Genomic DNA, 11,783 nt, shown 5'->3' with positions numbered 1-11,783 from the left:
CGGCGGAGCCCAGGTCGAGGGGGCCTCATGGCGACAGCAGCCGTGCACCAGACGGCGAGTACACAGGCGTACGGCACTCAGGATGCCGTCGGCGACACGACCGCGTACGAGAGGGACTTCGACGCCGCCGTGGCCGCCGACGAGCGCATCGAGCCACGCGACTGGATGCCCGACGCCTACCGCGCGACCCTCGTCCGCCAGATCGCCCAGCACGCCCACTCCGAGATCATCGGCATGCAGCCGGAGGCGAACTGGATCACGCGTGCGCCCTCCCTGCGCCGCAAGGCCATCCTGATGGCCAAGGTCCAGGACGAGGCAGGGCACGGTCTCTACCTGTACAGCGCGGCCGAAACGCTCGGCACCAGCCGCGACGAACTCCTGGACAAGCTGCACTCCGGCCGCCAGAAATACTCCTCGATCTTCAACTACCCCACCCTGACCTGGGCGGACGTCGGTGCGATCGGCTGGCTGGTGGACGGCGCCGCGATCACCAACCAGGTCCCCCTGTGCCGCTGCTCCTACGGCCCGTACGCGCGCGCCATGGTCCGTGTCTGCAAGGAGGAGTCCTTCCACCAGCGCCAGGGCTACGAACTGCTGCTGGCCCTGAGCAACGGCACCCCCGAGCAGCACGCGATGGCCCAGGACGCGGTGAACCGCTGGTGGTGGCCGTCCCTGATGATGTTCGGCCCGCCCGACGACGAGTCCGCGCACTCCGCTCAGTCGATGGCGTGGAAGATCAAGCGCCACTCCAACGACGAGCTGCGCCGGCGCTTCGTGGACATCTGCGTCCCGCAGGCCGAGTCCCTGGGACTCACACTCCCGGACCCGGACCTCAGGTGGAACGAGGAGCGGGGGCACCACGACTTCGGCCCGATCGACTGGACGGAGTTCCGGGAGGTCCTGAAGGGCAACGGCCCGTGCAACGAACAGCGCATAAGCCGGCGCAGGAAGGCGCACGAAGAGGGCGCCTGGGTGCGGGAGGCGGCCGCGGCCTACGCGGCGAAGCACACCGGCGAGACAGGAGCGGCACGCGCATGACGAACATCGAATGGCCCCTGTGGGAGGTCTTCGTGCGCTCGCGCCGCGGTCTCTCCCACACCCACGCCGGCAGCCTGCACGCCCCGGACGCGGAACTCGCCCTGCGCAACGCCCGCGATCTGTACACCCGGCGCGGCGAGGGCATCTCGATCTGGGTGGTTCCCTCGTCCGCGATCACGGCTTCCTCACCCGACGAGAAGGACCCGTTCTTCGAGCCGTCCGCCGACAAGCCGTACCGGCACCCGACGTTCTACGAGATCCCGGAAGGGGTGAAGCACCTGTGACGACATCGGAGACGATGACCCCGCAGCCGACGACTGCGCCCACCCCGTCCGCCCCGGCCGCACACCCGCCCGCCCCCGTCATCGCCGCGGCCGCCCTCGCCCTCGGCGACGACGCGCTGGTGCTCTCCCACCGCCTGGGCGAATGGGCGGGCCACGCCCCCGTCCTGGAGGAGGAGGTCGCCCTCGCCAACATCGCCCTGGACCTGCTCGGCCAGGCCCGGGTGCTGCTGTCCATGGTCGGCGACGAGGACGAGTTGGCGTATCTGCGCGAGGAGCGCGCCTTCCGCAACCTCCAGCTGGTGGAGCAGCCGCGCGGCGACTTCGCCCACACCATCGTCCGCCAGCTCTACTTCTCCACCTACCAGCATCTGCTCCACGCCGAACTGGCCGCGGGCGGCGGCCCCTTCGCCCCGCTCGCCGCGAAGGCCGTCAAGGAGGTCGCGTATCACCGCGACCACGCCGAGCAGTGGACCCTGCGGCTCGGCGACGGCACCGAGGAGAGTCACAAGCTGATGCAGCGGGCCTGCGAGGCGCTGTGGCGGTTCACCGGCGAGATGTTCCAGCCGGTGAAGGGCCTCGACGTCGACGTGGAGCGCATGGAAGCGGCCTGGCTCGCGTCCGTCGGGGATGTGCTGCGCCGGGCCACCCTGACCGTGCCCGAGGGTCCGCGGACGGGTGCGTGGAAGGCCGGGGCGGGACGACAGGGCCTGCACACCGAGTCCTTCGGACGGATGCTCGCCGAGATGCAGCACCTGCACCGCAGCCACCCGGGGGCGTCATGGTGACGCTCACCCCCCTGGAGACCGAACTGTTCGCCCTCGCCGGTTCGGTACCCGACCCGGAACTGCCCGTCATCACCCTGCGCGAGCTGGGTGTGCTGCGCTCGGTGCGTGCGCGGGGCGCGGACTCGGTCGAGGTCGAGCTGACCCCGACCTACACCGGCTGCCCGGCCGTCGAGGCGATGTCCCTGGACATAGAGCGGGTGCTGCGCGAACACGGCATGCGCGAGGTCACCGTCCGCACGGTCCTCGCACCGGCCTGGTCGACCGACGACATCACGGCCGAAGGCCGCCGCAAGCTACGGGAGTTCGGCATCGCCCCACCCCGCGCGAACAGGGCGGCGGGGCCGGTCGCGATGCAGTTGGGGCCGACACGAACGCGCGATGCGGAAGCCGACCCGGTGACGCCCTCGTCGCAGACCAGCTCCGGCGCCACCATCGGAGCACCTCTCGCCGCCACTCCCGACGCGGAGCCCGTCCGCTGCCCGCTCTGCGGCTCCGCCGAGACGGAACTGCTCAGCCGCTTCTCCTCCACCGCGTGCAAGGCGCTGCGGCGGTGCCTCGACTGCCGTGAACCGTTCGACCACTTCAAGGAGTTGTGATGGCCCGCTTCCACCCGCTCCCGGTGGCCGCGGTCGACCGGCTCACCGAGGACTCCGTGGCCCTGACCTTCACCGTGCCGCCCGGGCTGCGCGAGGAGTACCGGCACGCACCGGGCCAGCATCTCGCGCTGCGCCGCACGGCCGACGGCGAGGAGATACGCCGGACCTACTCGATCTGCTCCCCGGCACCCGACGGCGAGGGACCGGGCGAACTGCGGGTCGGGGTGCGGCTGGTGGAGGGCGGGGCCTTCTCGACGTACGCGCTCAAGGAGATCAACGTCGGCGACGAGCTGGAGGTGATGACACCGGCGGGCCGGTTCACCCTGGACCCGGCGCCCGGGCTGTACGCGGCCATCGTCGGCGGCAGCGGCATCACCCCGGTGCTGTCGATCGTGGCGACGCTGCTGGCGCGTGAGCCCGAGGCACGGTTCTGTCTGATCCGCAGCGACCGCACCTCCGCGTCCACGATGTTCCTGGAGGAGGTGGCGGACCTGAAGGACCGCTACCCCGAGAGGTTCCAGCTCGTCACGATGCTCTCGCGTGAGGAGCAGCAGGCCGGGCTGCCGTCCGGCCGGCTCGACCGGGAGCGGCTGACCGGACTGCTGCCCGCGCTGTTGCCGGTGGAGCGGGTGGCGGGGTGGTTCCTGTGCGGGCCGTTCGGGCTGGTGCAGGGCGCGGAACGTGCGTTGCGGGAGCTCGGCGTTCCCCGCACCCACATCCACGAGGAGATCTTCCACGTGGACGCCGGAACGGCCCCGGCGCAGACCGTGCCCGCGCTCGCGCACAGCACGGTGACCGCCCGGCTCGACGGACGCGGCGGCAGCTGGCCCGTCCAGGACGGCGAGTCGCTCCTGGAGACGGTGCTGCGCAACCGGCCCGACGCGCCCTACGCCTGCAAGGGCGGGGTGTGCGGGACCTGCCGGGCGTTCCTCGTCTCGGGAGAGGTGCGCATGAACCGCAACTTCGCGCTGGAACCGGAGGAGACGGAAGCCGGGTACGTGCTGGCATGCCAGTCGCATCCGGTGACGGAGAAGGTGGAGCTCGACTTCGACAGGTGAACAACGGGACAGCGGAGCGACGGAACAGGGAGCGGGCGGGCCAGGGAGCCGGCCGGGAGCTGTTCACCGGCACGTCGGACTCGGCAGCCCGTTCCCTTCTTCTAGAACCTGTTCTATCTTGACGGACCGTCAGATCGGCTGACCGTCGGAAGGACAGGACCGTGGACTTCACCTTCAGCGAGGAGCAGCAGGCGGCGGCCGAGGCGGCACGGGGGGTGTTCGCCGATGTCGCACCGGACGCGGTGCCGAGCCCGGCGCTGACCACGGGCGCCGTGGCCGACACACACGACCGCGCGCTGTGGGCCAAGCTCGCCGACGCGGGCCTGCTGAGCCTGCTGGTGGCCGAGGAACACGGCGGGGCGGGCCTGGACGCCGTAGCGCTGTGCCTGGTGCTGCGCGAGTCGGCGAAGGTGCTGGCCCGGGTGCCGCTGCTGGAGAGCAGCGCGGCCATGGCGGTCGTACAGGCTCACGGCGGGCCGGAGTTGAGGGCCGAGTTGCTGGAGCGGGCCGGCCGCGGGGAGGTCGTGCTGACCGTCGCCTCGAGCGGCCGCACCGGCCACGACGCTGCCGAACTCGCCGTCACCGCGCGGCAGGACGAGGGGGAGGGCGGCGACTGGACGCTGGACGGAGTGCAGACGGCGGTGCCCTGGGCGTACGACGCGGACTTCGTCGTCGTACCCGCACACACGGCAGCAGGCCGGACCGTCCTCGCGCTGGTACCCCGGGTTCATGACGGGGTCGTGCTCGGTGAGCAGTTCTCCACCAGTGGGGAGCGGCTGGGTGAGCTGCGGCTGGAGTCGGCGCGGATCGTCGCGCGGGACGTGATCGACGTCGAGGGTGCGTGGGAGTGGCTGCGGGACCTGCTGACCACGGGGACGTGCGCGCTGGCGCTCGGTCTGGGCGAGCGGGTGCTGCGGATGAGCAGCGAATACACCAGCAAGCGGGAGCAGTTCGGGTTCCCGGTGGCCACCTTCCAGGCCGTCGCCGTGCAGGCCGCCGACCGCTACATCGACCTGCGCGCGATGGAGGTCACCCTTTGGCAGGCCGCGTGGCGGATCTCCTCGGGGGCGCGGGGCGCGCTGCCGGTCGCCGGGGACGTCGCGGTGGCGAAGATCTGGGCCTCGGAGGGGGTACGGCGGGTGGTGCAGACGGCCCAGCATCTGCACGGCGGCTTCGGCGCGGACGTCAGCTACCCTCTGCACCGCTACCACGCCTGGGCCAAGCACCTGGAGCTGTCGCTCGGTCCGGCGGCGGCACACGAGGAGGCGTTGGGGGACCTGCTGGCGGCACATCCCCTGGGGTGAGGCGGGACCGCGGTCTGCCTGGGCCGGCGGACCGAGAGGAGGCCGCGCACGATCACGCTCGTTCTGTCTTTTTCCGTCGGCTTCTGACCGGCGTTCTCGTGCTCGCCGTCGGCGGATGCGTCCGCGTCCCGTGGGCGGCACGGGACGGCCCGAACCGGGTCCGTGCGGTAGCCCCCACGCCCTCGCGGTGGGCGAGCCGGTCCGCGCGCGAACCGCGGGGACCGCCAGCCGAGCGGAGGGCACGAGGCCAGCACCCTGTACCGACCGACCGACGGCAGACCCCGGACCGCAGGCCCCGGGCCGCAGACCGAAAGCCGTCGGCGGCAGCCGGTCAGCCGGACGCCGCCGCCCGGTAGCTGTCGGCTGAAAACTGTCAGTCCGAAGCCGTCAGACAGACGCCGTCAGGCACAAGCCGCCGACCGAAACCTGTCGGCCAGAAGCCGTCCGCCATAAATGATCGGTCAGGGACCTTCGGCCAGAAACCTTCGGCTAGAGCACGAACCCCGGGCTGCCGTCGTCGGTCACCACAGGGCGCCCCGTCTCGGCCCACAACTGCATGCCGCCGTCGACGTTCGCGGCGTCGATGCCCTGCTGGGCGAGATACATCGTGACCTGGGCGGACCGGCCACCGGAACGGCAGATGACGTGGACGCGGCCGTCCTGCGGGGCGGCCTCGGTCAGCTCGCCGTAGCGGGCCACGAACTCACTGATGGGGATGTGAAGTGCCCCTTCGGCGTGACCCGCCTGCCATTCGTCGTCCTCGCGGACGTCCAGCAGGAAGTCGTCGTCCTTGAGGTCCGTGACCTGCACCGTGGGCACACCAGCACCGAAATTCATGGGCCCGACGCTACCTGACACCCACGGCGGGGTGGTCGGTCACTCCTGTGCGAGCAGCTCCGCGAGTTCCGCCTCGCGCGCGGAGACATCGGCGAGGAGCTTCTCGGCGATCTCCTCCAGGAGGCGGTCCGGGTCGTCCGGCGCCATCCGCAGCATCGAACCGATCGCGCCCTCCTCCAGTTCCCGCGCGACCACGGAGAGCAGTTCCTTGCGCCGGGCGAGCCATTCGAGGCGGGCGTAGAGCTCCTCGCTGGGCGTGGGTCCCTGCTCCGGAGGCTTGGGACCAGCGGCCCATTCCTCGGCCAGTTCGTGCAGGAGCACCTCGTCGCCGCGGGAGTAGGCCGCGTTGACCCGGGTGATGAACTCCTCGCGCCGCGCCCGCTCGGTCTCGTCCTGGGCCAGATCCGGGTGGGCCTTGCGGGCGAGCTCGCGGTAGAGCTTGCGGGCCTCGTCGCTGGGGCGCACCCGCTGCGGGGGCCGCACCGGCTGGTCGGTGAGCATCGCGGCGGCCTCGGGGAACAGGCCCTCCCCGTCCATCCAGCCGTGGAACAACTCCTCCACGCCGGGCATCGGCATCACCCGGGCGCGGGCCTCGTCCGCTCTGCGCTGGTCCTCCGGGTCGCCGGTTCGGGCGGCCCGGGCCTCGGCGAGCTGGGCGTCCAGCTCGTCGAGGCGGGTGTACATGGGGCCGAGCTTCTGGTGGTGCAGCCGGGAGAAGTTCTCCACCTCGATGCGGAAGGTCTCCACCGCGATCTCGTACTCGATGAGCGCCTGCTCCGCGGCGCGCACGGCCCGCTCCAACCGCTCCTCGGGCCGGGGCGTGCCCTGGCCCTCGGCAGTCACCTGCTCCGCGCCGGCGCCACCATCGTGCCGCTCAGCTTCCGGGGTCGTCATCCGAACAGCGTAGGCCACGACCGGAGCGCCGCCTCGACGATCGCCCCGGGTACCGCCGCACCGGCCCTCCTGGACCGTGTCCGGACACGTCGTCAGCCGGACGGCACGGGTGGCTCACACCCCCGGCTCACCCGCGATCCGCCCCGTCCGTACCGCTGTCACCAGGTCCGCGTGGTCCGCCTCCGTGCGGTCCGCGTAGGTCACGGCGAACGCGGCGATCGCCTCGTCGAGTTCGTCGCTCTTGCCGCAGTAGCCGGAGATCATGCGGGGGTCGACGCTGTGGGAGTGGGCGCGGGCCAGCAGGGCGCCGGTCATGCGGCCGTAGTCGTCTATCTGGTCGGCGGCGAGCGCGGCCGGGTCGACGCTGCCCTTGCGGTTGCGGAACTGGCGGACCTGGAAGGGGCGCCCCTCGACGGTCGTCCAGCCCAGCAGGATGTCGCTGACGACCTGCATCCGCTTCTGGCCCAGCACGACCCGGCGGCCCTCGTGGTCGACCGACGGTGTCTCGAAGCCCGCGGTGACCAGGTGGGGCAGCAGGGCCGAGGCCCTCGCCTCCTTGACCTGGAGGACCAGCGGTTCCCCGCGGTGGTCCAGGAGCAGCACCACGTACGAGCGCATGCCCACACTGCCCGTGCCCACGACGCGGAACGCCACATCGTGCACGGCGTGCCGGGCCAGCAGCGGGAGGCGGTCCTCGGAGAGCGTGCCCAGGTAGTGCTCCAGGGCCGCGGCCACCGCCGCCGCCTCCTCGTCCGGCACCCGGCGCAGCACCGGAGCGGCATCCACGAAACGGCGTCCGCCGTCCTCGGTGAGCTCCGTCGACTTCGCCGCGAAGCGTCCGCTGGTGTTGGCCCGCGCCTTCTCCGAGACCCGCTCCAGCGTCCCGACCAGGTCGTGGGCGTTCGCGTGGGAGACGAGTTCCTCGTCGGCGATCGCGTTCCACGCGTCCAGCACCGGGAGCTTGGCGAGCAGCCGCATGGTGCGCCGGTACGCGCCCACGGCGCCGTGCGCCGCCGCACGGCAGGTGTCCTCGTCCGCACCGATCTCCCGGCCCGCGAGGACCAGGGAGGCGGTGAGCCGCTTGAGATCCCACTCCCAGGGGCCGTGCACGGTCTCGTCGAAGTCGTTCAGGTCGATGACCAGGTCACCGCGCGCGTCGCCGTACAGGCCGAAGTTGCCCGCGTGCGCGTCACCGCAGATCTGGGCGCGGATCCTGGTCATGGGGGTGCGGGCCAGGTCGTACGCCATGAGGCCCGCGGAGCCGCGCAGGAAGGCGAACGGTGTGGCCGCCATGCGGCCCACCCGGATCGGCGCGAGCTCGGGAATGCGGCCGAGGCTCGACTCCTCGACCGCGCTCACCGCGCCCGGACGGTCGATGTCGAGGTCGAGCGCGGCGTGGGCACTGCGCGGGACGCTCGCACGCAGGGCCTTGCCCTCCTTCTTGGGCGAGCCCTCGACGGGCCACTGGGCGAAGCCGCGCACCAGGGGCCGCCGTGCCGATCCCGCACCGGCCGTCGGCGTCGCCGCCGATGACATCGCCGCAGACGGCTCCTGGGCATCGGCCGACCCACCGGCACGCGTCCCGGCCGTCGCCTCCACACCGGCCTCGGTCACCGTGACCGCCTCCCCCGTGACTAGCAAGAACATCAACTCGTGCCGACCGTACAACCACCGGCCGAAACGCGTCAGACCCTGTGGACAACTCCACAGTTGTGGACAACGGATGTCCACGCGGCCCCGTCCACGCGGACCCGGGGCTCAGTCCCACTCGTCCACCACCTGGCGGCACGTCCACGCCGTCACGTCGCACGACGACTCGCCCCGCCCCCTCACCCGGATGGCACAGCCTGACGTCACGCCCGCAAATACGCGAGCACCGCCAGCACCCGTCTGTGCGTCTCGTCCGCCGGCGGCAGATCCAGCTTCGTCAGGATCCCCCCGATGTGCTTGCCCACCGCGGCCTCGGACACGACCAGCTCCCGTGCGATCGCCCCGTTGGACCTGCCCTCCGCTACGAGCGCGAGGACCTCTCGCTCGCGCGGGGTGAGCCGCTCCAGCGGATCCCGGCGACGGCGCAGCAACTGCCGTACGACCTCGGGGTCCACGACCGTGCCGCCCTCCGCGACCTCGGACAGCGCGTCGACGAACTCCTCGACCTGTCCGACACGGTCCTTGAGCAGGTAGCCGATGCCCGTGCCGTCGCCGGAGTCGAGGAGTTCGGAGGCGTACGTCCGCTGCAAAGCTGGCCCACCCCCGCGCGGTACCCGAGGCGACCGTGGCGAGGCTCCGGCGGCTCGGCACGGTCGTCGCGGACCGGTCCTTCGCCGTGCGGGCCACGAAGGGCCCCGGCGATCTGGTCGGCCATCCCTGGTCCACGGCCGCCTTCGCGCCGTACGAGATCGGGGCGGGCCGTGCGCCCGCGTCGCCCGACGAGGTCGTCGTCACCGGTGACTGGGCCCGGCCCGGCGAGCACGTCACCACCGACCGCGGCACCGTGACGGTCGTCGGTACCGTCACCGCACGCGGCTTCGAGGACGCCGTCTTCTACACGGACGCCCGTGCCGCCGAACTGTCGCCGAAGAGCACACAGTTGGTGGTCGAGGCGCCCGCCGCGGACGTCCGCGCAGCCGTCGAGGGCCAGGATCTCCGGGTCCTCACCGGCCCCGGCCGCCGCCTCGCCGACGCTGACCCGGACCGCGACAGGGAAGCGCTCACCGCGATGAACGCCATGTTCGGCACCGCCGGCGGGGTCACCGCGTTCGTCTCGGTGTTCGTCGTGGCGTCCACGTTCGCCTTCGCGGTCGCCCAGCGGCGCCGGGAGTTCGGCCTGCTGCGCACGGCGGGGGCCACGCCCGGCCAGGTCCGCCGGATGGTCTTCGCGGAGGCGCTGGTGATCGGCGTGCTCGCGTCGGCCACCGGCTGTGTGCTCGGCGCGTACGGCGCCCCGAGGCTCGCCGCGTGGGTGGTGGACGGCGGTCTCGCACCCACGTGGTTCACCATCGGCGACTTCACCTGGCCCTACCACCTGGCCTTCTGGACCGGTCTGCTCGTCGCCCTGCTCGGAGTGCTCGCCGCGTCCTGGCGAGCCGGCCGCACCGGCCCCGCCCAAGCGCTGCGCGATGCGTCCGTGGACACGAAGGCGATGACGTGGGGCCGCCGACTTTCCGGGGCGGGCCTGCTGCTGACCGCTGCGGTGACCTTGGCCATGGCCCTGGCCGACGACCCCGGCGAGCTGCTGCACCGCAAGACCTACGTGAGCCGTCCGATGCTGCTGATCACCGCGATCGCGTTGCTCGCGCCGGTCCTGGTGCGCCCGCTCACCCGGCTGATCGCCTGGCTGCCGGCCCAACTGCCCGGTGCGGGCGGGATGCTGGCCCGGGAGAACGCGGCTGCCGGAATCCGTCGTACGGCGGCCGTCGCGGCTCCCGTCCTGGTCACCGTCGCCCTCACGGGGTCGCTGCTGGGAGCCACGGGCACGCTGAACGAGGCGAAGGCCACCGAGACGCGGGCGCAGACCGCCGCCGCGTTCGTCGTCACCCAGCCCCGGGGCAGCGGGTTCGACGCGGCGGCGGTGAAGAAGCTCGAAGCGGTCCGGGGCGCGGAGTTGTCGGCGACTTCGTCGAGTGCCGTGTACGTCCTGGAGGAGGGCGTCGCCCTCATCAAGTCCGAGGCCCGCGCGGCCGAGACGGGTCCGCTCGCAAGGACCGTACGTCTGCCGCTGGCCGCCGGGAAGGTGAGCGATCTCGACGACGGCTCGATCATCGTCAACGAGGAGTGGGAGAAGCACACCGTCGGGCAGACCGTCAACGTCTGGCTCGGCGACGGGACCAGGAAGACGCTGCGGATCGCCGCGGTGATGACGACCGGCACCGGCGACAACGGCGCCTACGTCACCCCCGCCAACGCACCCGGCGCGAGCGTCGACCGCGTGGACGTCACCCTCGCCGACGGCGCCGACCCTGCCGCCGTGGCCGCAGCGCTCACCAAGGCGGGCGGACACGTCTTCACCAGGAGCCAGTGGGTGCGGGCCAGCCGCCCCGAGACCAACCGGACCACGCGGTACGGCTTCGTGCTGGTCCTCGGCATAGCCCTCCTCTACACCGGAATCTCCCTGGCCAACACGATGGTCATGGCGACCTCCGACCGGGTCCGCGACCTGGCCGTCCTACGGCTGGCCGGAGCCACCCGGGGACAGGTGCTGCGGCTGATCGCCGGCGAGGCACTGATGGTCGTCGGGGTCGGCGGAGTGCTCGGCCTCCTGGTCGCCGGGCTCAATCTGGCGGGCATGTGGAGCGCGCTCGGCCTGCTGTCGGTGTGGAGCCCGATAGTGATGCCGTGGGCGGAGCTCGGGGTGACCGTGGGCGCGTGTGCCGTGCTCGCCGTGGCGTTCTCCGTCGTCCCGGCCGCGCTGGCCATGCGCCGCCGGGCAGTGGAGTCGGCCGGCCTGCGGGAGTGAGCCCCAGGCCCGGCACAGCCCGGCACCCCCCGGTATCTCCCTAGTCCCGGTCGGCGGGCAGCTACAACTCACCGTTCCGCTATGGCCGTCCAGTAGGCACATGTTTCACGTGAAACGTCGGCCGGTCAGCTCCCAAGTCGAACGCGACTGGCCGCCGTCGTTCAGGCCCGCCGTGGCGAGGCTGCTGGCGACGCGCTCCTGAGTCCGCCGGCTCAGCCCGCCCCGCTACCCGACACCGACAGACCCCACCCCCACCCGCACCCCCACACCCACCCGTGAAATTGATCACGGGCCGGAGCCCCCTGCATGTCCTGACAAGGTTGTGTGATGCCTCACAGGGACCAGCACAACGAGGAACGGGCCCCTGCGGTGACTTCCGTCACCAGCAGAGACCCGTTCCGTCGGTTCTTCGCTGTGCGCGAGGGGGGAGTTGAACCCCCACGCCCTTTCGGGCACTGGAACCTGAATCCAGCGCGTCTGCCTATTCCGCCACCCGCGCATTGGGTGTGTCCTCGGGCCCCGTGCCTTGCG

10 protein-coding genes, 1 tRNA gene and 1 pseudogene are annotated in these 11,783 nt (G+C 72.0%); 7 read left to right on the top strand and 5 right to left on the bottom strand.

The features are described from left to right. Positions 1-27: 27 nt before the first annotated feature. The 6 genes from paaA (at position 28) to ACZ48Z_RS22595 (ending at position 5,065) form a co-directional block, all read left to right on the top strand. A complete protein-coding gene (paaA, locus tag ACZ48Z_RS22620) occupies positions 28-1,038 on the top strand; it encodes a 1,2-phenylacetyl-CoA epoxidase subunit PaaA (RefSeq protein ID WP_468737657.1) in 1,011 nt (336 codons plus the stop codon). Continuing rightward, complete coding sequence (paaB, locus tag ACZ48Z_RS22615; protein ID WP_468737656.1) at positions 1,035-1,322, top strand: 1,2-phenylacetyl-CoA epoxidase subunit PaaB; 288 nt, start codon at positions 1,035-1,037, stop codon at positions 1,320-1,322. The genes paaA and paaB overlap by 4 nt, the downstream gene beginning before the upstream one ends. Positions 1,323-1,336: 14 nt before the next feature. Next, positions 1,337-2,107 carry a 1,2-phenylacetyl-CoA epoxidase subunit PaaC gene (paaC, locus tag ACZ48Z_RS22610; protein WP_468737838.1) on the top strand — a complete coding sequence of 257 codons (771 nt, stop codon included), beginning with the start codon at positions 1,337-1,339 and terminating at the stop codon, positions 2,105-2,107. Then, the gene (gene paaD, locus ACZ48Z_RS22605) at positions 2,101-2,703 is read left to right on the top strand and encodes a 1,2-phenylacetyl-CoA epoxidase subunit PaaD (protein ID WP_468737655.1); all 603 of its coding nucleotides are present in this window, start codon (positions 2,101-2,103) and stop codon (positions 2,701-2,703) included. Before paaC ends, paaD begins: the two co-directional genes overlap by 7 nt. Next, complete coding sequence (locus ACZ48Z_RS22600; protein WP_468737654.1) at positions 2,703-3,761, top strand: 2Fe-2S iron-sulfur cluster-binding protein; 1,059 nt, start codon at positions 2,703-2,705, stop codon at positions 3,759-3,761. The genes paaD and ACZ48Z_RS22600 overlap by 1 nt, the downstream gene beginning before the upstream one ends. A gap of 161 nt (positions 3,762-3,922) precedes the next feature. Beyond that, positions 3,923-5,065 carry an acyl-CoA dehydrogenase family protein gene (locus ACZ48Z_RS22595; RefSeq protein ID WP_468737653.1) on the top strand — a complete coding sequence of 381 codons (1,143 nt, stop codon included), beginning with the start codon at positions 3,923-3,925 and terminating at the stop codon, positions 5,063-5,065. A gap of 489 nt (positions 5,066-5,554) precedes the next feature. On the opposite strand, the gene ACZ48Z_RS22590 is transcribed toward ACZ48Z_RS22595, so the two are convergent. From ACZ48Z_RS22590 to ACZ48Z_RS22575, 4 genes and pseudogenes are all read right to left on the bottom strand, one after another. Then, on the bottom strand, positions 5,555-5,884 hold the full coding sequence (locus ACZ48Z_RS22590) for a rhodanese-like domain-containing protein (protein ID WP_468737837.1): 330 nt from the start codon (positions 5,882-5,884) through the stop codon (positions 5,555-5,557). A 57-nt stretch (positions 5,885-5,941) separates the two neighbouring features. Then, positions 5,942-6,796 carry a J domain-containing protein gene (locus ACZ48Z_RS22585; protein ID WP_468737652.1) on the bottom strand — a complete coding sequence of 285 codons (855 nt, stop codon included), beginning with the start codon at positions 6,794-6,796 and terminating at the stop codon, positions 5,942-5,944. A 114-nt stretch (positions 6,797-6,910) separates the two neighbouring features. Next, positions 6,911-8,443, bottom strand: coding sequence for a DUF2252 domain-containing protein (locus ACZ48Z_RS22580; RefSeq protein ID WP_468737651.1), 1,533 nt, complete (start codon positions 8,441-8,443; stop codon positions 6,911-6,913). Between the two features lie 206 nt (positions 8,444-8,649). Then, a pseudogene (locus ACZ48Z_RS22575) lies at positions 8,650-9,036 on the bottom strand (response regulator transcription factor); the annotation flags it as partial. 35 nt (positions 9,037-9,071) lie between these two features. Between ACZ48Z_RS22575 and ACZ48Z_RS22570 the strand changes: the two are divergent. After that, a complete protein-coding gene (locus ACZ48Z_RS22570; RefSeq protein WP_468737650.1) occupies positions 9,072-11,252 on the top strand; it encodes an FtsX-like permease family protein in 2,181 nt (726 codons plus the stop codon). A 415-nt stretch (positions 11,253-11,667) separates the two neighbouring features. On the opposite strand, the gene ACZ48Z_RS22565 is transcribed toward ACZ48Z_RS22570, so the two are convergent. Continuing rightward, positions 11,668-11,751, bottom strand: a tRNA-Leu gene (locus ACZ48Z_RS22565). Positions 11,752-11,783: the final 32 nt, after the last annotated feature.

The organism is Streptomyces sp. NPDC031225 (assembly GCF_055570355.1).
Note: the sequence above shows the minus strand (reverse complement) of the source record. Positions and strands in the feature narration are given on the sequence as shown.

What these genes read in the sequence shown, in the direction of transcription:
- paaC (WP_468737838.1), top strand. Translation starts at nt 1,337, where the DNA reads ATGACCCCGCAGCCGACGACTGCGCCCACCCCGTCCGCCCCGGCCGCA.
- paaB (WP_468737656.1), top strand. Translation starts at nt 1,035, where the DNA reads ATGACGAACATCGAATGGCCCCTGTGGGAGGTCTTCGTGCGCTCGCGC.
- ACZ48Z_RS22585 (WP_468737652.1), bottom strand. Translation starts at nt 6,796, where the DNA reads ATGACGACCCCGGAAGCTGAGCGGCACGATGGTGGCGCCGGCGCGGAG.
- paaD (WP_468737655.1), top strand. Translation starts at nt 2,101, where the DNA reads ATGGTGACGCTCACCCCCCTGGAGACCGAACTGTTCGCCCTCGCCGGT.
- ACZ48Z_RS22600 (WP_468737654.1), top strand. Translation starts at nt 2,703, where the DNA reads ATGGCCCGCTTCCACCCGCTCCCGGTGGCCGCGGTCGACCGGCTCACC.
- ACZ48Z_RS22580 (WP_468737651.1), bottom strand. Translation starts at nt 8,443, where the DNA reads ATGTTCTTGCTAGTCACGGGGGAGGCGGTCACGGTGACCGAGGCCGGT.
- paaA (WP_468737657.1), top strand. Translation starts at nt 28, where the DNA reads ATGGCGACAGCAGCCGTGCACCAGACGGCGAGTACACAGGCGTACGGC.